25 protein-coding genes and 1 riboswitch are annotated in these 21,359 nt (G+C 42.1%); of the genes, 20 read left to right on the top strand and 5 right to left on the bottom strand.

Annotated elements, in window-relative coordinates; genetic code table 11:
• The first annotated feature begins 137 nt into the window (after positions 1-137).
• A riboswitch (TPP riboswitch) is annotated at positions 138-247 on the top strand.
• A 134-nt stretch (positions 248-381) separates the two neighbouring features.
• From UP17_RS18365 to UP17_RS18345, 5 genes are read left to right on the top strand one after another with little or no spacing between them, the layout of a single operon-like run.
• The gene (locus UP17_RS18365) at positions 382-1,386 is read left to right on the top strand and encodes an ABC transporter substrate-binding protein (protein ID WP_061464392.1); all 1,005 of its coding nucleotides are present in this window, start codon (positions 382-384) and stop codon (positions 1,384-1,386) included.
• An 11-nt stretch (positions 1,387-1,397) separates the two neighbouring features.
• Complete coding sequence (locus tag UP17_RS18360; RefSeq protein ID WP_061464391.1) at positions 1,398-1,682, top strand: thiamine-binding protein; 285 nt, start codon at positions 1,398-1,400, stop codon at positions 1,680-1,682.
• Positions 1,679-2,461, top strand: coding sequence for an ABC transporter permease (locus tag UP17_RS18355; protein WP_061464390.1), 783 nt, complete (start codon positions 1,679-1,681; stop codon positions 2,459-2,461). The genes UP17_RS18360 and UP17_RS18355 overlap by 4 nt, the downstream gene beginning before the upstream one ends.
• On the top strand, positions 2,445-3,185 hold the full coding sequence (locus UP17_RS18350; protein WP_061464389.1) for an ABC transporter ATP-binding protein: 741 nt from the start codon (positions 2,445-2,447) through the stop codon (positions 3,183-3,185). Before UP17_RS18355 ends, UP17_RS18350 begins: the two co-directional genes overlap by 17 nt.
• An 18-nt stretch (positions 3,186-3,203) precedes the next feature.
• Positions 3,204-3,974 carry a TatD family hydrolase gene (locus UP17_RS18345; RefSeq protein WP_061464388.1) on the top strand — a complete coding sequence of 257 codons (771 nt, stop codon included), beginning with the start codon at positions 3,204-3,206 and terminating at the stop codon, positions 3,972-3,974.
• 37 nt (positions 3,975-4,011) lie between these two features.
• On the opposite strand, the gene UP17_RS18340 is transcribed toward UP17_RS18345, so the two are convergent.
• Positions 4,012-4,812 carry an NAD kinase gene (locus tag UP17_RS18340; protein WP_061464387.1) on the bottom strand — a complete coding sequence of 267 codons (801 nt, stop codon included), beginning with the start codon at positions 4,810-4,812 and terminating at the stop codon, positions 4,012-4,014.
• Between the two features lie 204 nt (positions 4,813-5,016).
• Between UP17_RS18340 and sppA the strand changes: the two genes are divergently transcribed.
• From sppA to UP17_RS18295, 9 genes are all read left to right on the top strand, one after another.
• Complete coding sequence (gene sppA, locus UP17_RS18335; protein ID WP_061464386.1) at positions 5,017-6,018, top strand: signal peptide peptidase SppA; 1,002 nt, start codon at positions 5,017-5,019, stop codon at positions 6,016-6,018.
• A gap of 12 nt (positions 6,019-6,030) precedes the next feature.
• A complete protein-coding gene (locus UP17_RS18330; protein WP_081108881.1) occupies positions 6,031-6,570 on the top strand; it encodes an RDD family protein in 540 nt (179 codons plus the stop codon).
• A gap of 100 nt (positions 6,571-6,670) precedes the next feature.
• Positions 6,671-7,363, top strand: coding sequence for a DUF2953 domain-containing protein (locus tag UP17_RS18325; protein ID WP_061464385.1), 693 nt, complete (start codon positions 6,671-6,673; stop codon positions 7,361-7,363).
• A 15-nt stretch (positions 7,364-7,378) separates the two neighbouring features.
• On the top strand, positions 7,379-7,852 hold the full coding sequence (ytfJ, locus tag UP17_RS18320) for a GerW family sporulation protein (protein WP_061464384.1): 474 nt from the start codon (positions 7,379-7,381) through the stop codon (positions 7,850-7,852).
• 179 nt (positions 7,853-8,031) lie between these two features.
• On the top strand, positions 8,032-8,532 hold the full coding sequence (tpx, locus tag UP17_RS18315) for a thiol peroxidase (RefSeq protein WP_061464383.1): 501 nt from the start codon (positions 8,032-8,034) through the stop codon (positions 8,530-8,532).
• A 425-nt stretch (positions 8,533-8,957) separates the two neighbouring features.
• Positions 8,958-9,944 (top strand): class I SAM-dependent methyltransferase, encoded by a 987-nt coding sequence (locus UP17_RS18310; RefSeq protein WP_061464382.1) that lies wholly within the window; start codon positions 8,958-8,960, stop codon positions 9,942-9,944.
• Between the two features lie 165 nt (positions 9,945-10,109).
• A complete protein-coding gene (locus tag UP17_RS18305; RefSeq protein ID WP_061464381.1) occupies positions 10,110-11,312 on the top strand; it encodes an acetate kinase in 1,203 nt (400 codons plus the stop codon).
• A 175-nt stretch (positions 11,313-11,487) separates the two neighbouring features.
• Complete coding sequence (locus UP17_RS18300) at positions 11,488-12,330, top strand: EcsC family protein (protein WP_061464380.1); 843 nt, start codon at positions 11,488-11,490, stop codon at positions 12,328-12,330.
• Complete coding sequence (locus tag UP17_RS18295) at positions 12,327-12,839, top strand: MogA/MoaB family molybdenum cofactor biosynthesis protein (RefSeq protein WP_061464379.1); 513 nt, start codon at positions 12,327-12,329, stop codon at positions 12,837-12,839. The genes UP17_RS18300 and UP17_RS18295 overlap by 4 nt, the downstream gene beginning before the upstream one ends.
• A gap of 58 nt (positions 12,840-12,897) precedes the next feature.
• Here UP17_RS18295 and UP17_RS18290 read toward each other — a convergent pair whose 3' ends face one another.
• Entirely contained in the window at positions 12,898-13,212 is a 315-nt protein-coding gene (locus UP17_RS18290) for a hypothetical protein (RefSeq protein WP_061464378.1), read from the bottom strand.
• Between the two features lie 214 nt (positions 13,213-13,426).
• Between UP17_RS18290 and UP17_RS18285 the strand changes: the two genes are divergently transcribed.
• The gene (locus UP17_RS18285; protein WP_061464377.1) at positions 13,427-14,635 is read left to right on the top strand and encodes an argininosuccinate synthase; all 1,209 of its coding nucleotides are present in this window, start codon (positions 13,427-13,429) and stop codon (positions 14,633-14,635) included.
• Entirely contained in the window at positions 14,632-16,011 is a 1,380-nt protein-coding gene (argH, locus tag UP17_RS18280) for an argininosuccinate lyase (RefSeq protein ID WP_061464376.1), read from the top strand. Before UP17_RS18285 ends, argH begins: the two co-directional genes overlap by 4 nt.
• A 47-nt stretch (positions 16,012-16,058) precedes the next feature.
• Here argH and UP17_RS18275 read toward each other — a convergent pair whose 3' ends face one another.
• Complete coding sequence (locus tag UP17_RS18275) at positions 16,059-16,505, bottom strand: universal stress protein (protein ID WP_061466162.1); 447 nt, start codon at positions 16,503-16,505, stop codon at positions 16,059-16,061.
• A gap of 365 nt (positions 16,506-16,870) precedes the next feature.
• Here UP17_RS18275 and UP17_RS18270 point away from each other — a divergent pair, with 365 nt between their 5' ends.
• Positions 16,871-17,098 (top strand): hypothetical protein, encoded by a 228-nt coding sequence (locus UP17_RS18270; RefSeq protein WP_061464375.1) that lies wholly within the window; start codon positions 16,871-16,873, stop codon positions 17,096-17,098.
• Positions 17,099-17,265: 167 nt separating this feature from the next.
• Here the strand turns inward: UP17_RS18270 and UP17_RS18265 are convergent, their stop codons facing one another.
• Positions 17,266-18,363, bottom strand: a complete 1,098-nt coding sequence (locus UP17_RS18265; protein WP_061464374.1) for a M24 family metallopeptidase — start codon at positions 18,361-18,363, stop codon at positions 17,266-17,268.
• A 116-nt stretch (positions 18,364-18,479) separates the two neighbouring features.
• Between UP17_RS18265 and UP17_RS18260 the strand changes: the two genes are divergently transcribed.
• From UP17_RS18260 to UP17_RS18250, 3 genes are all read left to right on the top strand, one after another.
• On the top strand, positions 18,480-19,160 hold the full coding sequence (locus UP17_RS18260; protein WP_061464373.1) for a metal-dependent hydrolase: 681 nt from the start codon (positions 18,480-18,482) through the stop codon (positions 19,158-19,160).
• A 217-nt stretch (positions 19,161-19,377) separates the two neighbouring features.
• On the top strand, positions 19,378-19,602 hold the full coding sequence (locus tag UP17_RS18255) for a hypothetical protein (protein ID WP_061464372.1): 225 nt from the start codon (positions 19,378-19,380) through the stop codon (positions 19,600-19,602).
• A 71-nt stretch (positions 19,603-19,673) separates the two neighbouring features.
• Complete coding sequence (locus UP17_RS18250; protein WP_061466161.1) at positions 19,674-20,993, top strand: DRTGG domain-containing protein; 1,320 nt, start codon at positions 19,674-19,676, stop codon at positions 20,991-20,993.
• A 32-nt stretch (positions 20,994-21,025) separates the two neighbouring features.
• Here UP17_RS18250 and UP17_RS18245 read toward each other — a convergent pair whose 3' ends face one another.
• A complete protein-coding gene (locus tag UP17_RS18245) occupies positions 21,026-21,328 on the bottom strand; it encodes a YtpI family protein (protein ID WP_061464371.1) in 303 nt (100 codons plus the stop codon).
• Positions 21,329-21,359 lie beyond the last annotated feature (31 nt).

Here is a 21,359-nt window from a genome sequence, read left to right as displayed (position 1 = left end):
GAGAAGGATTGGAATGGCATGATGTTTTGCTAGATATCCTTTACGCAAGGGAAACCTTTCCAATTAATGAGAAGAAGCAAATTAGTATTCCTTTTTCTCCATGAATTGATATAATGGGAGAGAAAAGTTCATATGTGCGAGAAATGTAGGGGGGCCAGTACTGCTGGCTGAGATTGCGTCCTTTAGATGCTGACTCTTTGAACCTGATCTGGATGATGCCAGCGGAGGGAACATATTATTACTGACTTTCTGTTTTGTATGTTAAACGTCCGAATTCATCTTCGGGCGTTTTTTGTTTTTTTACCGGTATTGGAATGGACCCTGGCGCCTCATTATGGTTTCGGCATATGGATCTTATATGATGTGTAGGAGGATAATAGTTTGAATAAATTCTTACCACTGTTAACTTCGTTGTTCCTTTTGGCTGGATGTGGGGCAGGCGGAACTAATGAAAAAGAAGAATCATCTAAAAAAGAAGGCAATAAAGAATTAAAAAAGGTATCGGTCGTGCTTGATTGGACACCGAATACAAACCATACAGGATTGTATGTAGCTAAGGAAAAAGGGTATTTCAAAGAACAAGGTCTGGATGTGGAAATTATCATGCCAGGCGAAGCTGGAGCTGATAAACTTGTGGCTTCAGGGAAATCTGAATTTGGCGTGAGCTACCAGGAGGGCATTACGCAGGCCCGCGTGCAAGGCGTTCCGATTGTTTCGCTAGCTGCTGTCATCCAGCATAATACCTCTGGATTCGCTTCACCTGCGGCAAAAAACATTAAAACTCCCAAGGATTTTGAAGGGAAAACGTATGGTGGCTGGGGGTCTCCAGTTGAAAAGGCCATTATTGATTCACTTATGAAAAAAGAAAATGCCGATGTAAATAAAGTGGATATAGTGAATACAGGGGACACAGATTTTTTCACTTCGGTTAAAAGGGATATAGATTTCGCCTGGATTTATTATGGGTGGACAGGTATCGAGGCTGAGTTGCGGAATGAAAAGCTTAATATGGTTTACTTAACCGAATACTCTGATAAGCTTGATTACTATACGCCTGTTTTGACAACAAATGAAAAGATGATTAAAGAGGATCCTGAGACTGTTAAAGCATTCGTTCATGCAGCTTCGAAAGGGTACCAGTTTGCAATTAAGAATCCTGATGCAGCAGCGGACATATTAATTAAGTCTGCACCTGATCTAGATCCAAAACTAGTGAAGAAAAGCCAGGAGTGGCTTGCAGATAAGTATCAGGATGATGCTCCGCGTTGGGGTGAACAAAAGCTTGAAATCTGGAAGAATTATAGTGATTGGATGAAGGAAAATAAGCTTCTTGAAGGTGATTTCAATCCTGAAAAGGCATTTACCAATGAATTTTTACCAAAATAGGAGGAAATACAATGGCCACTTCATTAATTAGTATACAAATCATTCCTAAAGGGGAAAATGTCATCCCCATGGTCGATGAAGCAATCAAGATCATTGATGAATCAGGTGTCAAGTATGAGGTTCACCCGCTAGAAACAACAATGGAGGGTGAGCTATCCGAGCTTTTTGCCGTGATAGAAAAAATGAATGTAAGAATGATTGAATTAGGCTCGCCGAATGTCATTTCCCAAGTGAAGATACTATATCAGCCAAGCGGGATTACGATGGATACGTTAACGGAGAAATATCGGGCATGATCAAAAGGGGAATTTGGAAGAAGGGGGCACCCTTCTTTCTTTTATTATGTTTGCTGATAGTATGGGAGTCAATGACAGTCTTATTAAAGGTTGAAAAATGGCTGCTTCCCGCTCCATCAGCCATTTTCATTGAAGGAATTGAGTCGTCCCGTAATCTTTTTGGACACCTTATATCAACAACTGAGCTTGCGTTATCGGGTTTTCTTATTGGAAGCTGTATCGGGTTATTAATTGCTGCAATCTTACACCTATTTCCAGGTGTGAAGGACGCGGTTTATCCTCTGCTCATACTCTCGCAAAATATACCAATCATAGTTTTGGCACCGCTTTTAGTGATCTGGTTTGGCTTTGGCATGCTTCCTAAGTTAATTGTGATTTCACTGGTATGTTTTTTTCCGGTTGCGGTCGCTTCATTGGACGGTTTTCGCCAGACACCTTACGAACTTAAGCATTATTTCAAGATGATGGGAGCGGGGAAAAACCAGTTATTTTGGAAGCTGGAACTTCCCCACTCGATCCCGTTCATTTTCTCAGGCCTAAAAATTTCGGCCACCTATAGTATAATGGGTGCGGTTATTTCGGAATGGCTTGGGGCTAAATCCGGGATTGGTGTTTATATGACGCTCGCTTCCTCCGCGTTTCGGACAGATCGGGTGTTTGTTGCCATTTTCATCATTATGGGAATGAGCCTTCTCTTTTTTGGAATCATCACATTCCTGGAGAAATATTTAGTTTCATGGAAGAGAAAGGAGGGTGAAAGGGATGATGCTGGAAATTAAAGATGTCTCCTTTTCTTTCGATGGTAAACAGAATATTTTAGAGAATATGAATTTCCATGTAGATGATGGGGAATTTGTCACAATCCTAGGACCATCTGGCAGCGGTAAAAGTACGTTGTTCCACTTGATAGGCGGTATTTTGAAGCCGGATCAGGGCATCATTTCGTTGGATGGTAAAAAGATAAATGGCTTTAAGGGCCATATAAGCTATATGCCGCAGCAGCCATCCCTTTTACCTTGGAGAACGGTGTTGGATAATGTTTTGCTTGGAAGTGAGCTTGCTGGGATAAGAGACAAAGAAATGGCAAAAGCCCTTTTGTTGAAAGCTGGATTAGAAGAGTATGTGAAGGCATATCCGCATGAATTATCTGGGGGCATGAAGCAAAGGGCCGCTTTCATTCGAAGCATTTTAAGTCAACAGGACTTGATGTGCCTGGACGAACCCTTTTCTGCTCTGGATGAACTAACAAGATTGGAAATGCAAAAATGGCTTTTGTCTGTTTGGGAACAAAATCGGAGATCTGTGCTTTTTGTTACCCACAGCATAGATGAAGCGGTTTTCCTTTCAGATAGAATTTATGTGTTATCAGCAAAACCGGCTGCTGTCATCAAAGAAGTGAAAGTTCCATTTCCAAGGCCAAGAAGTGAGGAACAATTTCTAAGTGATGAATTTTTAAATTTGAAGAGAGAATTATATGCCGCACTAAAGCCAACCCTTTCTTAAGTCAGGAGGAAATTGAAAATGAAGATCATCGACAGCCATATCCATTTGGATAGGTATGATGAAAGTGAACAGAAGCAGATTCTCTCTGATATGGAAAAGGTGCATTTGGAATCATTGGTGACAGTTTCCATGAATTTAACCTCTTCCATAAACAATGACCAGCTTTCACTCAAAGATTCACGAATTAAGCCTGCCTTCGGCTTTCATCCCGAGCAGCCCCTCCCGAGTAAAGAGGAAGTGAACGAATTATTGTATTGGATGCGGGAACATCGTCATAATATGGTTGCTGTAGGTGAGATCGGACTCCCGTATTACTTAAGGCAGGAAAATCCCAATATGGATACGTCAGGTTATGTAGAGATACTGGAAAGGTTGCTTGCTTTTGCTAAAGAGGTTGAAAAGCCGGTTATCCTTCATGCCGTCTATGGCGATGCCCCCATCGTTTGCGACCTTTTGGATAAGCATCAAATCACAAAGGCACACTTTCATTGGTTTAAAGGTGATATCAGGACAGTCGAAAGAATGGCCGAAAAGGGGTACCGAATTTCGATTACACCTGATGTTTGTTATGAGAGGGAAATACAGGAATTGGTTTTTGCATACCCACTTAAGCTGATGATGATTGAAACGGATGGCCCATGGCCGTTTGAAGGGGTTTTCAAAGGGAAATGGACGCACCCGGGCATGATGCATGAAAGTGTTCGTCAAATTGCTTCGATTAAAGGATTGCCAATTGAGGATGTCTATGAAATCCTTCATCAAAATACGAAAGATTTTTACCATATATAAAAGGTACCGGACATATCCGGTACCTTTATTAGTTAGTTCAAAGAAAGGTCCTTTTCACCTTTTCCCAAAAGGAATTATCCTTAAGCTTAACGGTCTTGATGACTTTACCGCTTAACCGGACCTTGACCTTTTCAACATGATTGATGCTTAATGCTTCATTGTCCATTCCGATGATCGGGTAGCTTGGCCCGTTTTGTTCAAGGTGGACGGTCAACGTCCTATCGCCGCTTAGGATGAATGAAGAACCTAGGGTCCGATAGGAATTATTATTGATGGATGCGAGCTCGCTCACTTGAAAACAAGGGAGAAGCGGATCCACAACGGCCCCGTTTACCGATTTATTATAGGCGGTGCTTCCGGTCGGGGTCGCAATGATGATTCCGTCGCCGCGAAAAGTTTCAAAATGGAGTTGATCAATGAAAATATCCATGATGAACGTTTTGGTTATGGAAGTCCGGATACTGAGTTCATTGAGGGCATAAAAGGAGGGCTGATCGTCCAACTGGATATCGATTGTTGGATATTTACGCACCTCGATTTGCTCTCTTGTCATGGCATCGATCATTTTATCCGTGTCTTCCAAGTGGAAATCGCAATACATATTCAAGTTACCTGTGGTGGAAATGCCTGCATATAAACAATCATCCCTGAACCCGGTTTTACGGGCTGCCTGCAGGAATGTGCCGTCATCACCTATGCTTACGATGATGTTGGCCTTTGTGAAATCTTGGATGACTTCATATGAATGCTGTTTCGCTAAGTCCGATAAGTATTCGATCTTGTTAAGTATTTCTGCATTAGGTGCATGGAAAAAATAAATATTCCTGCGAGTGTTCATCATGTTCCCCCCTAGTATGATTGGTGATGAAAGGGCTTTCCTTTTCCTGTTCAGGTAAATGCAGATCGTGCAAAATGCACCGATGCATTTCCAATTAGAGGATTATTTGCTACAATTTTATATGTCTAGTTTATCATGGAATGAAACATTAATGTATGAAGTTCGTATGATAAGAAGGATACATATATTTAAGGGGGAAAACAGATGAATGGAAAACGTTGGGCGGCACTTGGAATTGCAGCCGTTTTATTTTTTGTCTCTATTGCTGTAGGGACGGCTACAACTCTATTTACAGCGGATACGGAAAATATCATTGATGAATTATTTGCTTCTGAAAGTGCATTTAACGAGGAAGTCATAGAAGGCGATGATTTTTCTAATGTTATTGCAGTATTCGATGTAGAGGGAACGATTCAAGATACAGGAGACGCTTCATTACTAAGTTCAGCAACATATAATCACCGTGCCTTCATGGATAAGCTGAAGATGGCAGAGGAAAATGATGATATTAAAGGAATCATACTAAGGGTGAATTCTCCTGGCGGCGGTGTCGTAGAAAGTGCTGAGATCTATGATAAGATCCTTGATATTAAAAAAGTGAAAAAACCTGTCTATGTTTCAATGGGATCAATGGCGGCTTCCGGCGGATATTATATTTCTGCGCCAGCCGATAAGATTTACGCCAGCCCAGAAACGATGACGGGTTCACTAGGTGTCATCATGCATGGGTATAATTACGAGAAGCTGGCCAAGAAGTATGGCGTTGAGTTCGAAACCATCAAAAGCGGACCACACAAAGATATTATGAGCCCAACTCGGGAAATGACTGGAGAAGAACGTGAAATACTGCAAAATATGATTAATAATTCTTATGATCAATTTGTAAAAGTCATTGCCGATGGACGAGGTATGACAGAGAATGAAGTACGCAAAATTGCTGATGGCCGCATTTATGATGGGCGTCAGGCTAAAGAAAACCATTTAATAGATGATTTCGGCCATTTGGATGATGTAATTGCCGCGATGAAAACTGATATCGGTAAAAAAGATGCTCAAGTTATCCGCTATACCGATGAGGCAGGCTTCGGTTCATTATTCAGTATGGGAGCGCAAAAAATGTTGGGGAATGATGTGGAAACGGCCGTCTTGACAAAAATCCTTTCCTCTTCAAATTCTCCACGCTTAATGTATTTGTATGCGGAATAGGGGGGCTGAAGGATGACGGAACGAAATGAAAACAATGAACAAATCGCTGCATCCAATGTACTGGCAGATCAAGAGGTTGCCGTTCAGCAGGAATTTACGCCAGCCAAGCAGGCCGTGGAGGATGGCGGAGTCAAGAGAGTGCATTTTGCTGGATTTTGGATGAGATTTTGGGCCTATTTAGCTGATTTGTTGGTTATCGGAAGTTTGAATCGGATTTTGATTCATCCCATCTTCAAGTTTTATGAAGGGACAGATGATCTTTGGTTTTCCGCAGAAGGCTTACTAACAGGGATCGTATTCTTCTTATACTTTGTTTTGATGACCAAATTCTTGAACCAAACCCTTGGTAAGATGATTTTTGGACTGAAAGTCGTTACATTGAGGGAAGAGACAAAAACCATTTCTTGGGGTACGATATTGTTCAGGGAGCTGATTGGCCGATATATTTCAAAAGTTACTTGGATTGGCTATCTCCTGGCAGGCTTATTACCGAAGAAACAGGCTTTGCATGATGTCTTTGCAGACACGGGTGTTGTTTTGATCAGAAGATGATATTTTTCATTCATGAATCTGTAAGAGCGTGTTTTTCGCTTTTGCAGGTTTATTTTTTTTTGCATTTGCCGATAATGATAGGCTGAAGGGGTGTGGGTGCATGATGTGGGTTTTGCTGATTATAGGTATCCTCATTTTGGTGCTGCTTATTATTATTTTCACAAAAGTAAGAGTATACATTGACTACAAACGTGTCCAAACGAATGACAAAATACATATTAAATTATCAGCTTGGTATGGACTTATTCACTATACATTCAAAGTCCCGGTCATTAAAAAGGATGATGACTCGGCAGCTATAGTAGTAAAGGAAGAGCAAGAAATGAACGGAAAAACCGAAAAGGAAGAAAAGAAAAAAATCACACCCGAAGATTTGCGTGACGGATTCGCTGACATGAAGGAGTTGCTTCAGCATATGGTCGGATTTCATAGGGTCGTCCGTCAGTTCACAGGGAAAATCCAAGTTAAAAAATTCAGCTGGCATAGTATTGTCGGTACTAAAAACGCTGCACATACCGGTGTTTTAACAGGTGCATGCTGGGCGCTTAAAGGCTCAATCATCGGTTTGCTGACAACCTATTTCAACTTCCGGATCATGCCCGCATATTCCATTACACCTGACTTTCAAAGATGGCAGGCCAATACGTCGATTTCCTGCATATTACAATTTAGAATCGGGCAGGCTATGGTGACTGGAATAAAACTGCTTCGTTATTGGAAAGGCGGAAAACCGCATTTCAGGTCCAGGAAATTAGCGAAGCTATCAGGTGATTCCAATAAACAATCGTTCTAGAGTGGAGGAATTTAAATGTCAGATCATCCGATTCAAGGTTTAATGAAAGAAGCGATGGAAAATCTGAAAGAAATGGTCGATGTGAACACGATCATCGGTGATCCGGTGGAGACTCCGGATGGAAGTGTCATTTTAACCGTATCCAAAGTTGGTTTTGGTTTTGCAGCCGGTGGCAGCGAATTTGTAATGGATGGAAACCATCAAGCACATCAAGGTGATTCCAAGCAGCCTTTTGGCGGCGGTAGCGGCGGTGGGGTTTCCATAACACCAATTGCCTTTTTGATTGTCGGTTCCCACGGGGTGAAAATGATTCATCTTGATGAAGGTACGCATCTTCTCGAAAAAATGATGGATTTAGCTCCTCAAGTCGTCGATAAGATTCAGTCCATGCTATCCAAAAAAGAAAGTAGTAATCAAAGGCAAGGCAGCAGTAGCAGTCAAACAAACGTAAAGAGGTACCAAGAACCTAAACAGGATTTAGATTTCTAACTGCGACTCGGCATCCGCCGAGTTTTCTTTTTGCTGTAATATGCTTACACCACTTTAATGCTTGATTTTCCACACATGTGAACCGCCAATTCACTTTTCCTAATTCAATTAATTGCAAAATTCCGGTAAAACAAATATTATTATGCTTGTACATATAGCAGAAAGAGGAGGAATTTTTAATGGCTTCAGTTACATTTAAAAACAACCCGGTCACTTTAGTGGGATCAGAACTAAAAGTTGGGGACAAAGCACCTGATTTTACGGTATTGGCTAATGACTTATCACCGGTTACATTGAGCGACTCCAAAGGTTCTGTCCGCATCATCAGTGTAGTTCCATCTGTCGATACAGGTGTATGTGATGCACAGACACGTAAATTCAATGAAGAAGCGGCAAAATTGGATAATGTAAAAGTTCTGACGATCAGTAACGATCTTCCTTTCGCGCAAAAACGCTGGTGTGCTGCTAGTGGCCTGGACAATGTTCAAGTTCTTTCCGATCACCGTGACCTTTCATTCGGTGAAGCCTATGGTGTCGTCATGCAAGAACTTCGACTATTGGCACGCTCGGTGTTCGTTGTAAACAGCAATGATGAAATCACATATGTAGAATATGTTAGTGAAGGTACCAACCATCCAAATTACGAGGGTGCAATCGAAGCGGCTAAAGCAGCAAAATAAGATGCGAATTCTTAGAAACCGGACGCAATGTGTCCGGTTTTTTTGTTTTAATGTTTAAAAGGAGAATATAGTTCATTGGTTATTAAATTCTAACCAACCAAGTGAAATCACAAAGATAATCCAAAGAACAGTTAATATCCCGTACAGGAAAATGAAAACAAAAAATCCCCAATTTAGAATCTTTTTTAGCATCATCCAAATAACACTTCCCCCTAGTCATCTACACTCGAAATGAACATATTTACCATTTACTTACCAATTTTTAAAAACTTTTAAAAAAGAGTGGCTCGATTCTAAATATACGGACTTTCAAATAGGAAAACAGTACGTTAAACAAACGAAGAATGTTAAGCAGGACGTACGACTTGTATCTCTTTCTTCTTACCTATAAAATAAGGACAGAAGCAAACAGGAGGAATTAATAAGTGAAGTCTACCCCAGTTGAACAATTATTTTATGAATTTGATGAAACAGCCCAAATATTGCAAAGTGAATTATCATGTACGTATCTGGATGCCCTAGGTGAAACGGGTGAGAACTTCTTCCAGGGGAAAGTCCTGCAGGAGGAAATCAGTGAAGTATCGAAGAAAAGGTTAGTTAAGCATTATGGAGATTTTTCACCAGAGAAATATGAGAAGGAAGCAATTCGTAAAGCGTACCAGCTTGCTATTTTAAAAGGCATGCAGGAGAGCGTCCAACCGAATCATCATATGACCCCGGATGCAGTCGGCATGTTCGTCAGCTATTTAGTCGGTAAATTCACCAAGGATCAAAAAGAATTGGTCATGCTGGATCCAGCTGTCGGAACGGGGAATTTACTATTTGCGATCTTGAATCAACTTACTGATAAAAGTATCGCATCATATGGTGTCGAGATTGATGAAACCTTGATCAGGCTTGCTTATGCAGGTGCCAACCTGCAAGAACATCCGCTGCAATTTTTCAACCAGGACAGCTTGGAGCCACTTTTCATCGATCCTTCCGATGTTGTGGTCAGTGATTTGCCGATTGGTTATTATCCGAATGATGTGCGTGCAGCTGAATATGAATTGAAGGCCGATAATGGACATTCATATGCACACCATTTGTTTATTGAGCAAAGTGTTAAACATGTGAAGGATGGCGGACACCTTTTCTTCATTGTCCCTAATAACCTGTTCGTCTCGGAGGAAGCGCCGAAACTCAATGATTTCCTGAAGAAGCATACACATATCCAAGGGATGGTGCAACTGCCGCTTTCCATGTTTAAGAGTGAAGCGGCTGCGAAAAGCATCCTGATCCTTCAAAAGAAAAAAGAGGGTATCGAAGCTCCGAAGAAGGCACTGCTCGTACAACTTCCGAAGTTATCGGATTTCGAAGCGACAAGCTCTGTCATGCAGCAGATGGATGATTGGTTTAAAGAGGAAAAGTAGTCAATGAAAGCTGATGCCACAGGCATTGGCTTTCATTTTTTTTATTCCTAATTTTTGGTTTTTATTTGGTTGTATCCGCTCGCCATGATAAAATTGTACAATACACTGCATGTTTCGTTGAGATGATCATTGGAAGAACTAGCTTAGAGTAAAGGAGCAGGATGGATGTCAAAAATCATGGCTATTAATGCTGGCAGCTCTTCATTGAAGTTTCAACTTTTTGAGATGCCAAGTGAAAACGTAATTACAAAGGGTCTTGTAGAAAGGATTGGCTTGAAAAATTCCACATTCACTTTGAGCGTCGAAGGCAAAAAGGTATCTGAAACGGTGCATATACCCAACTATGAAGTGGCAGTAGGGCTTTTATTGAAAAAGCTGATTTACCATCGCATCATTGAATCCTTTGAAGAGATAGATGGCGTAGGGCATCGGGTTGTGCATGGTGGTGAGGTGTTCAGTGACTCCGTCTTGATTACGGTGGAAGTAATAGAGGAAATCGAAAAGCTTTCCGAGTTGGCACCCCTTCATAATCCCGCCAATATCACGGGAATCAAAGCCTTCAGGCAAATACTTGATGTTCCTGCTGTTGCCGTATTCGATACTGCCTTTCATCAAACGATGGCTGCAGATTCATATTTGTACAGCTTACCCTTTGAATATTATGAAAACTATGGAATAAGGAAATATGGGTTTCATGGTACTTCACATAAATATGTGTCGCAGCGGGCTGCAGCAATGATTGGCCGCCCAATCGAACAGCTTCGCTTGTTATCCTGCCATTTAGGGAATGGTGCAAGCATTACGGCCATAAAGGGCGGTAAATCGATTGATACATCAATGGGATTTACACCATTGGCCGGTGTTACAATGGGGACGCGTTCAGGCAACATCGACCCTGCGCTGATTCCATATATCATGGAGAAGACGGGAAAAACGGCTGATGAAGTGCTGGATGTCCTGAATAAGAAAAGCGGCATTCTAGCCCTTTCCGGGTTTTCCAGCGACCTGCGCGATATACAAGTGGAAGCGGATAAAGGCAATGATCGTGCTGTACTCGCACTTGAAGTTTTTGCAGATCGGATTCACAAGTACATAGGTTCCTATTCGGCTAAAATGGGGGGTGTGGACGGCATCATTTTTACAGCGGGCATCGGTGAAAACAGTCAAGCCATTAGGGGGCGAATCTTGGAGGGACTTGAATTCATGGGGGTATATTGGGATAAGGATCTCAACCGTACCTCGGGTAAGGAAGCCTTCATCAATACACCTTATTCCCCCGTGAAAGTGATGGTCATTCCCACTAATGAAGAAATCATGATTGTCAGGGATACCATGAGATTGGCTTTTAGCGAAAACATGACTTCATGATTTTTTATAAAGATCCCTTATCTATTGGTAAGGGATCTTTTCCATGAAAGCATTGATTCAAATGGTTTCACCCTCAATCGCACCTTCTTGCCCCTCATCATCTTTCTTGAAAAGCCATCCTCTATGGTATACTTAAGGGAGAATCCACCAATTCTGTACATAGGAGGCTTGATGCATGGAATTCACGAATCGGGAAATTAAAATTTGGAATGAAATTAGTGAATGGCAGGAAAATCTTTATCAATATGAGCGAAAAGATTTGTCAGCATTGTATGATAAATGGTTAGAGCAGGGTTTTGAGCTGCTTCCAGATAACGTCCAACAACAGTTTTTTGAAAAGCTTGATACTTGGCTTTTTCATTTGCATGCCATGGTTCAGAGCTCACAAATCCAAATAGATGCAAGAGAGCGGATTTTAGCATCTGCGCGCTTGTTTAAGGAAGATATCGAAACGCTGGATGACTTGAATCACTTATCGATCGATCAGTTGAATTACATAGCCAACCAGCATATCGCAAAGCATCGGTTGTATTCATTTGCACAAGGCGGTGTAAGCGGATCTGGTAGCCTGCTCCTGTTAGGGAGTGATATTCCGGCCATGACGGTCATCAATGTCAGGATCGTACAGCTGATTGCGATGTCTTATGGTGTTGAGGTGAATACGCCTTTTGAAATGATGATGGCCCTTAAGGTATTCAATGCAGGAGCGATGCCAAAGAGACTTCAAGGGATGGCCTGGGAAGAATTGATCCGGGAAGTCCAGAACGCGGATGATGACTATTTTTATTTAGGAATCGAAGAACTTACAAATCCGACCTGGATGGAACAGCCGTTGAAGCAGCTGTTGAAAGCCATATCCATAACTGTCTTTCGAAAAAAATTGGTTCGGGGCATTCCATTCATCAGCATGGCCATCGGGGCTGGGGCCAATTATCAAATGACCCGGAATGTCAGTGAATTTGCGCAGAAGTTCTATCAATATCGGTATTTACAGAAGAAGAAGGCTGAAGAAGAATGAGTGTCAGGGATCATAAAGAAGGCTTCACGGAGGAAATTCGCTGCATGGTGATAACCGTTAGTGATACGCGTAATGAAGAAACGGATAAAAGCGGGGCACTGATGGTGGAATTATTGAAATCGAATGGGCATGAAGTGACGGAATATGAAATTGTAAAGGATGAAAGGGAAGCGATTCAAGCTGCGGTCACAGTTGGCAGCCAAAGCAGCAAGGTGGATGTCATATTAACAAACGGTGGCACGGGCATCGCCAATAGGGATGTAACGATCGAGGCGGTTCAAGAATTGATGACAAGGGAAATTCCGGGTTTTGGCGAGATTTTCCGAATGCTCAGCTTTCAAGAGGATATCGGTTCTGCAGCCATACTATCGAGGGCGATTGCTGGGGTCGTGAACAACAAAGCGGTTTTTTCCACCCCGGGTTCAACGGGGGCGGTTCGGCTTGCGATGAATAAATTGATTCTCCCGGAATTGGGACATGTCGTTGGTGAGCTTCGGAAGGATTTATAAGAGGGATGCAAAAAAAGCCACAGTTTTAAACTGTGGCTTTTTTTGCATGGAATAGGCCTTAATTATGCATCTTTTCACTCACGCCTTGATTGGTGCGATACCAAAGCCATAAATCATTGATGATGGAAGCAAGTTCCGCAATTTCGGAATTGAGCTGGCATGATTTGGTGAAATTACTTTCATCGGAGAGCTGAAACTGCTTTCGGTTAATGGTGGATTCCAGTTCCTTGATGCGGTCCGGTATGCTCCCTCGGATATTCTCCCATTGTACGAGTATTTGCTGCTGCTCGCCTTTTGTATATTCATCCCACTCCAGATTCAAATCAGGAATGGGGATGCCAAGCCGTTCATCATAGGTAAATAGTTCTCTCATATTCCCACCACTTTTCGATTTTTCATACTCTTAGTTTACTATATTCTTTCGAAAGCATCCAATGTATGAATTCCCTCAAATTATTAACGGATTATTTAGCTAAATCTTTAAAATACCCCTTGTATTCCGTTTATAAAGATGATAAAGTACTAATCATAGATTGAATAAAAATAACATTGAGTGAATTTTTATTCACACGAAAGGGACGATTAAAATGGGAAAAAATCAAAAAGTTGTTTTAGCATATTCCGGAGGTTTGGATACTTCCGTTGCAATTAAATGGTTACAAGATCAAGGGTACGAAGTTGTAGCATGCTGCTTGGATGTCGGTGAAGGGAAAGATTTGGACTTCATTAAAGAAAAAGCAATCACTGTTGGTGCGGTCAGTTCATATGTGATTGATGCGAAAGACGAATTCGCTGATGAATTCGCATTAACGGCTCTTCAGGCACATACTTTATATGAAGGGAAATATCCATTGGTTTCAGCTCTATCACGCCCGCTGATCGCTAAGAAATTAGTGGAAGTGGCTGAAGCGGAAAACGCTGTAGCCGTTGCGCACGGTTGTACGGGAAAAGGAAATGACCAAGTGCGTTTCGAAGTATCCATCTCGGCATTGAATCCTGATTTAGAAGTTCTTGCACCTGTTCGTGATTGGAAATGGTCTCGTGAAGAGGAGATTGAATATGCAGCTAAAAATGGCATTCCTGTTCCAATCGGCTTGGCAAGTCCATTCTCGATCGACCAAAACCTTTGGGGAAGAAGTAACGAATGCGGAATCCTGGAAGACCCATGGGCAGCTCCACCAGAAGAGGCTTATGATCTGACAACAAGCCTTGAAAATACGCCAGATACTGCTGACATCATTGAAATTGGTTTTGAACAAGGTGTACCGGTTACATTGAATGACAAAAACTATAAATTGGCTGACTTGATTGTTGAATTGAATCAGATTGCCGGTAAACACGGGGTTGGACGTATCGATCACGTAGAAAATAGATTAGTAGGAATCAAATCCCGTGAAGTATATGAAGCTCCAGGTGCTATGACATTAATTGCTGCACATAAAGAGCTTGAAGATATCACGCTTGTAAAAGAATTGGCTCACTTCAAACCAGTAATCGAGAAGAAAATGACTGAATTGATTTATGAAGGCCTTTGGTTCTCTCCGCTTCAAAAAGCATTGGCCGCTTTCCTTAAAGAAACACAAGTAAATGTAACGGGTACAGTCCGTGTGAAGCTTTTCAAAGGACATGCGATTGTTGAAGGAAGAAAATCCGAGTACTCTCTATATGACGAAAAACTGGCTACTTATACAAAAGCGGACGAATTCGATCATGATGCAGCAGTTGGGTTCATTAAGTTATGGGGACTTCCAACGAAAGTGAACAGCATGGTCAATAACAAGAAGGTGACAGTGTGAGCAGCAAGCTTTGGGGAGGGAGATTCACCAAGTCTGCCGAAGAATGGGTAGATGAGTTTGGAGCTTCCATCTCCTTTGACCAGGAACTTGTCCTTGAAGATATTCAAGGCAGCTTAGCCCATGTAACCATGTTAAAGCAATGCAGCATTTTACCTGAAGAAGATGCGGACCAGATCATTGAAGGACTGAAAAGTTTACAGGAAAAAGCTGAAAAGGGTGAATTGACTTTTAAGGTTGAGATGGAGGATATCCATCTTAACCTGGAAAGTATGCTAATAAGCGAAATTGGTCCAGTGGGCGGAAAGCTTCATACAGGCAGAAGCCGTAATGACCAAGTTGCAACAGATCTTCATCTGTATATGCGGAACCAAACAAAAGTGATCCTGGAACTCATCAATGATCTGCAAAAAGCGATTTTGGGACAGGCCAAAAAAAATGTGGAAACACTAATTCCAGGTTATACACATTTACAGCGGGCACAGCCCATTTCATTTGCCCACCATTTAATGGCTTATTTTTGGATGCTTGAGCGTGATAAGCAGCGTTTCACCGAGAGCTTCAAAAGAATTAATGTTTCTCCATTGGGTGCTGGGGCGCTAGCTGGGACGACTTTCCCGATTGACCGTGCCCTCAGTGCCGAACTATTGGGGTTTGAGGGGATTTATGAAAACAGCCTTGATGCGGTAAGTGATCGTGACTTTGCTATTGAATTCATGAGCAACAGTGCGACGATGATGATGCATTTATCCCGTTTCAGCGAAGAAATCATTCTATGGTCAAGCCAGGAGTTCCAATTCGTTGAATTGGATGATGCGTTTTCAACGGGAAGCAGCATTATGCCGCAAAAGAAAAACCCTGATATGGCAGAATTGATTCGTGGTAAAACAGGAAGGGTTTATGGGAATTTAACGGGGTTATTGACTGTATTGAAAGGATTGCCGCTTGCTTATAATAAAGATATGCAAGAAGATAAAGAAGGCGTTTTCGATACGGTCAAGACCATTGTTGGTTCACTTAAAATATTTGCTGGCATGATTTCAACAATGAAAGTGAAAACGGACGTCATGGAAAAAGCAACAAGAAATGACTTCTCGAATGCGACGGAATTAGCTGATTACCTAGCTTCAAAGGGAATGCCTTTCCGTAAGGCACACGAGGTGGTCGGGAAACTTGTATTGTTCTGTGTCCAGAATGGCTGCTATTTAGTAGACCTAAGCATTGAACAATTCCAGGAAGCCTCCGATTTGTTTGGACATGATATTTACGATGCATTAAATCCTTACGAAGCCGTTAAACGCCGTAACAGTGCGGGCGGTACAGGTTTTGCCCAAGTGTTGCTGGCGATTGAAAAAGCCGAAAAACTGGTAAGTGAATAACAGTGAAAAAGCTCGTTCACCAATTTGGCGAACGAGCTTTTTTATGATCATCTTTTATCACTATTCGTACGGACGACAATTACATCACAGTTTGAATGGCGAACGATACCTTCCGACACGCTGCCGATCAGGAAACGTTCGACGGCATTAAGGCCAGTTGCACCGCACACAATTAAATCGATTGAATGTTTTTTGGCAATATCCCTTGGAATTTGAACTTTAGGAGAACCATATGCCACTTCTGTTTGGACTTTTGCAATCCCGGATGCAATGGCTTCCATTTTATACTTTTCCAATAGCTCATTGGCAAAGGTTTCAGAGTGTTCACGGATAGTCATATCATATGCTTCGATAGTAGGGAAATTCCTTGTGTCAACAATATGTGCAAGACATAGGGTCGCATCACTGAGTTTTGCTAAATAGATAGCCTTTTTTAAAGCCCACTCTGCTTCTTCCGAACCGTCCACTGCTACTAGAATATTTTTATAATCTATACTATTCAAGTGAATCTCCTCCTTCTATTTCATCCCTATTATACTATTATTTACCTGATTGTCTTATTTCAATTGTAACAAATTAGCGAATGTTTTAGCCAGTGCCCAAGAAATCGCAACATGAAACAATATGGGTTCTAGAAAAGTTGAACCTGTTATTCCGAATAAGAAGCTTTGCTTTAACCAAACCCCTTATGTCTTTTATTTACTTGATTATTTTATTTATGGTAAGGCTGGGCGTGAGAGGGGAGTTTTTTCTTTGAGTGTTTCAAGAATATTAAACTATGCATTATATTTATACGTACTTTTGTATGCGTTGATCTATTTCATTTCAAGCCTTGGCCTTTCTTCTGCTGCTTTATTGTGTGGTCATTTTAGGGGTAAATGAATATGAATCAAGGTTCACCACCGAAAGATGGTTAAATGATGATGAAGGAAGAGTATATCTGGTTGATGACTTACTGAATGATCATGAATTGATAGGAAAGACAAAAGAAGAAGTGATTACGCTTTTAGGTTCTCCAACAGAAACGGAATATTTCAAAGAGGAAGATAGTGTTGTTTATTACCTTGGTGCCGAGAGAGAGGAATAATAAGTATAGATAGTGAACGGCTTGTCATTTGGTTTGACGGCGATGAACAAGCTGTTAAGTTTGAACTGCGGACCGATTAGTTGAAATGAAATTCGATTAATAGTTACCCCCGCCTTAAATGAGGACGGGGGTATCCGGGTTTCGTTACATTAAACGGTCAATGCATATCATTTTATGATTTGCAGGCTCTTCGGATATTTGGTCAAAACCTCACAGCCGGTATCGGTGATTAATAGATCATCTTCAATCCTGACGCCTGCAACATTTGGAACATATATACCCGGTTCGATGGTATAAACCATTCCGGATTGAAGTTCAAGGGTATTCGTTTCGGTCAAGGATGGGTATTCATGGACGCTGATCCCAAGTCCGTGGCCGAGCCTGTGCGGGAAGAATTCACCGTATCCTTTATTCCTGATGATGTTTCTGGCAATCAGGTCAATCTCGGAACAGGATACACCCGGTTTACTGGCTGTAACGGCAGCTTCTTGTGCATTAAGTACCGCTTCATATATCTCTGCCTGTTTATCATTGATATCTCCGTAAGCAACCGTTCTAGTGATGTCAGAGCAGTACCCTTCATGAACGACCCCCAGGTCAAAGAGGACAAGATCGCCACGCTGAACCTTCGTATTCCCAGGTGTGCCATGTGGGGAAGCGCCATTTTTACCAGTCAGGACCATTGTGGAGAATGACATTTGGCTTACTCCGGCCTTTTTCAGTTCGAATTCTATCGCTGCAAGGATTTCCATTTCCGTTTTACCTTCACGAATTTCGCTGACACCCACTTCGATCGCAAAGTCGGCAAGGCGGCATGCTTCACGGATTTTGACCATTTCCTCTTCCGACTTGATCATTCGCATCCTTTGGAGTTTTTCTTCTGCTGAAACGAGCTTTGGTGCTCCGAAGTGATGTTGGACCTTTTCATAACGCTCTACATTCATATGCTCTTTTTCAATGGCCATTTTCTTTATGGTTAACCCGCGATTCACCACTGCTTGCTTAACTTTTTCCCATGGATTTTCAATGTCGGTATAACCAATGATATCCCCATTCCATCCAGCATGTTTAGCATCCGGAACTTCCATCTGCGGGCAGACCAGGAATGGGTCGGCATTTGCAAAAATGGCAAGTGCAAGCAGTCTTTCATGAGGATCACTAAAGAACCCGCTTAAATAGAAGATGCTTTCTGTGGATGTAAGTAATGCGGCTTCAACCTCATTGGCCTGAAGCCAATTTTGTAGTTCTGTCAAACGTTCATTCATGACGATACCTCCATTTATAAGATATAATTACCTTAGCAATATTTAAAAGTATAGTAAATGGGTAAGGCCTAATAAGGCTATTTAAAAATTAGTGGTATGGGAAGGGAGAATCAGAAATGAAAGTATCTTTTCATGGACATGCAGTTGTAAAAGTAGAAACGAATGGTCAAACGATTTTATTCGATCCGTTCATCAATGGAAATGAATTGACCGATTTGAAGGTAGAAGATGTGAAACCGGATGTGATCATCTTGACACATGGTCATAATGACCACGTTGGTGACACGGTCGAATTGGCCAAAAGGCATGACGCACTTGTCATTGGCATTGCAGAAATTGCCGACTATCTTGGTGCTCAAGGGGTTAGGACTCACGGGATGAGCATCGGCGGAGCTTTCGAATTCGAATTTGGAAAAGTGAAACTGACGCCTGCTTTCCATGGAACGGGATTCAATAACGGAGATGGGCAAATCATTTATTTAGGAATGCCTGCTGGCGTATTGCTTACGATAGAAGGGAAAACGATCTATCATGCAGGGGATACAGCGGTATTTTCCGATATGAAACTGATCGGGGAACGACATCCGATTGACTTGGCATTTTTGCCAATCGGCGACAATTACACCATGGGGCCGGAAGATGCTGCACTTGCAGCGAAATTCCTTCAAGCCAAACAGGTCGTGCCGATTCATTACAATACTTTCCCTGTCATCAAACAGGATCCTAACAAATTCATTGACCTGCTTGAAGAGGGGAATGGACTGATCATGGAAGCCGGGGATGAAATTGAATTATAAAAGGAGCGGGAGCCACATGGCCTCCCGTTTTTGTTTGGGTCGTTCGGGAAGTATCAGGAGCGGATGGAGGATTGAAATGAAAGGAAATCCTTGTAGCATTGCCTTTTACGAATCTGGATTTTTATAGAGGTGTCGTAAAGTAAATCTCGTTAATTCAGCCAAGTCTTTTTTCCTTTCACAGGCATAAAATGAATAGATGGTAAAAAGGGGGGATTGGATGAAACAGAGGTTATTTCTATGTTTGCTTTTATGCGGTGTGATGCTGTATTATGCCGTGCCGCGCTTGTCGTTGGAAAGGGGCGGTTTGGAGAGCCTGTTTGCCGCATCCTGGTTGTTGTTTGCCTTGTTGGCGGTAGCGGGGAACTTGACGGGAATACTATATTCTCCTAAAAAACAAAAGGTAAAACGCCAGCTGGAATACAAAAGGTTGCGCCAATACTAGTAGTTGTTTGATAAACTAGGCTCTTTGACCTTATAATGGAGAATAGGAATACCGTGAAAAGGGTGAAGCGCTTGGCTACAAAGCATGAACAAATATTAAAACATATCGATGGGCTCCCTGTTGGTGAAAAGATTTCCGTCCGTCAAATTGCGAAAGCATTGAATGTTAGTGAAGGTACCGCATATCGGGCAATTAAAGAGGCGGAGAACCAGGGCTACGTGAGCTCGATTGAGCGGGTAGGCACGATCCGTATCGAGAAAAAGAAAAAAGAGAATATTGAAAAGCTCACTTTTGCCGAGGTAGTTAATATTGTGGACGGACAAGTTCTGGGTGGAAAAACGGGACTTCATAAGACATTAAATAAATTCGTCATCGGGGCGATGAAGCTGGATGCCATGATGAGATATACAGGTGCAGGAAATCTGCTGATCGTCGGGAACCGTACCCAGGCCCATGAGCACGCGTTAAATGCGGGTGCAGCGGTGCTGATCACCGGGGGATTCGATACGGAAGAGCCCGTTAAAAGGTTGGCCGATGAATTGGAGATGCCAGTCATTTCTACAAGTTACGATACCTTTACCGTTGCAACGATGATCAATCGGGCAATCTATGACCAATTGATCAAAAAGGAAATATTGCTGGTGGAGGATATTTTGACGCCCGTACAGGAAACGACCTTTTTAACGGTTGGTGACCGGGTTCAGACTTGGCATGAACTGAATCAGGAATCAGGGCATAGCCGTTTCCCTGTTGTCGATTACAATATGAAGGTTCAAGGAATGGTCACATCAAAAGATATCATGGGTCAGGAAGAGTTGACGCTCATTGATAAGGTGATGACGAAAAACCCGATGACCGTAGGCGATAAAATGAGTGTAGCATCTTCTGCACATATGATGGTTTGGGAAGGCATCGAGTTGATCCCGGTCGTGAATGACAGTCATATCCTGAAGGGAATCGTGAGCAGGCAGGATGTACTGAAGGCACTGCAAATGAGTCAAAGGCAGCCACAGGTGGGCGAAACGATCGACGATACGATCACAAGTCAGCTTGTGATGACTTCGAATCGCGGCAAGGGTGAGGAAGTGTATAACTATGGCGTCACTCCGCAGATGACCAATTATCTTGGGACCATTTCAAGCGGTGTGTTCACGACATTGGTTACGGATTCAGCAAACCGGGCACTTCGAAGCTATAAGCGCGGTGACTTGGTCGTGGAAAATATGACGATTTATTTCATCAAGCCAGTTCAGATCGACAGCACGCTTGAAATCCATCCGCGTGTCCTTGATGTAGGACGTAAATTCGGAAAAGTGGATGTCGAGGTGTTTAACCAAGGCAAACTTGTCGGTAAGGCGATGTTAACCTGCCAATTGCTTGATCGATCATGATAAATAAATCAAAAAGGATAATCGATATTCGATTATCCTTTTTGATTTACGGCTTCTTCAATTGCATGCGGCAGGTAAAATCTATACATTTTATAGCCTCCCCAAACGCTGAATAGGCCAACGGAAATGAAAACGGCAGAAATGATATAAGTGGTGGTTGAGTGGAATAGAAAAAGCTGATTGATTCCGAATAGTGCGACAAACGCACCAAGGGCAATGGAAGACTTCCCTGAAATCCACTTTTTTTCCATCGGCATTTTGGTTCGGACCGATTTGATCTTATAAAACAAATAGACCCCTAGTGAAAGAACGATCAAGGTTACAAGAATAGGCATCGTTTAAAATTCCCCCAATTTAACATATGTA

This window comes from Peribacillus simplex, from assembly GCF_001578185.1.
GTDB lineage: Bacteria > Bacillota > Bacilli > Bacillales > DSM-1321 > Peribacillus > Peribacillus simplex_A.
The sequence above is the reverse complement of the archived record's forward strand: the minus strand, read 5'-3'. Positions and strand labels throughout refer to the sequence as shown.

What these genes read in the sequence shown, in the direction of transcription:
- UP17_RS18350 (WP_061464389.1), top strand. Translation starts at nt 2,445, where the DNA reads ATGATGCTGGAAATTAAAGATGTCTCCTTTTCTTTCGATGGTAAACAG.
- UP17_RS18285 (WP_061464377.1), top strand. Translation starts at nt 13,427, where the DNA reads ATGGGAAAAAATCAAAAAGTTGTTTTAGCATATTCCGGAGGTTTGGAT.
- UP17_RS18255 (WP_061464372.1), top strand. Translation starts at nt 19,378, where the DNA reads ATGAAACAGAGGTTATTTCTATGTTTGCTTTTATGCGGTGTGATGCTG.
- UP17_RS18290 (WP_061464378.1), bottom strand. Translation starts at nt 13,212, where the DNA reads ATGAGAGAACTATTTACCTATGATGAACGGCTTGGCATCCCCATTCCT.
- UP17_RS18260 (WP_061464373.1), top strand. Translation starts at nt 18,480, where the DNA reads ATGAAAGTATCTTTTCATGGACATGCAGTTGTAAAAGTAGAAACGAAT.
- UP17_RS18305 (WP_061464381.1), top strand. Translation starts at nt 10,110, where the DNA reads ATGTCAAAAATCATGGCTATTAATGCTGGCAGCTCTTCATTGAAGTTT.
- UP17_RS18355 (WP_061464390.1), top strand. Translation starts at nt 1,679, where the DNA reads ATGATCAAAAGGGGAATTTGGAAGAAGGGGGCACCCTTCTTTCTTTTA.
- tpx (WP_061464383.1), top strand. Translation starts at nt 8,032, where the DNA reads ATGGCTTCAGTTACATTTAAAAACAACCCGGTCACTTTAGTGGGATCA.
- UP17_RS18330 (WP_081108881.1), top strand. Translation starts at nt 6,031, where the DNA reads ATGACGGAACGAAATGAAAACAATGAACAAATCGCTGCATCCAATGTA.
- UP17_RS18300 (WP_061464380.1), top strand. Translation starts at nt 11,488, where the DNA reads ATGGAATTCACGAATCGGGAAATTAAAATTTGGAATGAAATTAGTGAA.
- UP17_RS18340 (WP_061464387.1), bottom strand. Translation starts at nt 4,812, where the DNA reads ATGAACACTCGCAGGAATATTTATTTTTTCCATGCACCTAATGCAGAA.
- UP17_RS18345 (WP_061464388.1), top strand. Translation starts at nt 3,204, where the DNA reads ATGAAGATCATCGACAGCCATATCCATTTGGATAGGTATGATGAAAGT.
- UP17_RS18265 (WP_061464374.1), bottom strand. Translation starts at nt 18,363, where the DNA reads ATGAATGAACGTTTGACAGAACTACAAAATTGGCTTCAGGCCAATGAG.
- UP17_RS18360 (WP_061464391.1), top strand. Translation starts at nt 1,398, where the DNA reads ATGGCCACTTCATTAATTAGTATACAAATCATTCCTAAAGGGGAAAAT.
- UP17_RS18245 (WP_061464371.1), bottom strand. Translation starts at nt 21,328, where the DNA reads ATGCCTATTCTTGTAACCTTGATCGTTCTTTCACTAGGGGTCTATTTG.
- sppA (WP_061464386.1), top strand. Translation starts at nt 5,017, where the DNA reads ATGAATGGAAAACGTTGGGCGGCACTTGGAATTGCAGCCGTTTTATTT.
- UP17_RS18295 (WP_061464379.1), top strand. Translation starts at nt 12,327, where the DNA reads ATGAGTGTCAGGGATCATAAAGAAGGCTTCACGGAGGAAATTCGCTGC.
- UP17_RS18325 (WP_061464385.1), top strand. Translation starts at nt 6,671, where the DNA reads ATGATGTGGGTTTTGCTGATTATAGGTATCCTCATTTTGGTGCTGCTT.
- ytfJ (WP_061464384.1), top strand. Translation starts at nt 7,379, where the DNA reads ATGTCAGATCATCCGATTCAAGGTTTAATGAAAGAAGCGATGGAAAAT.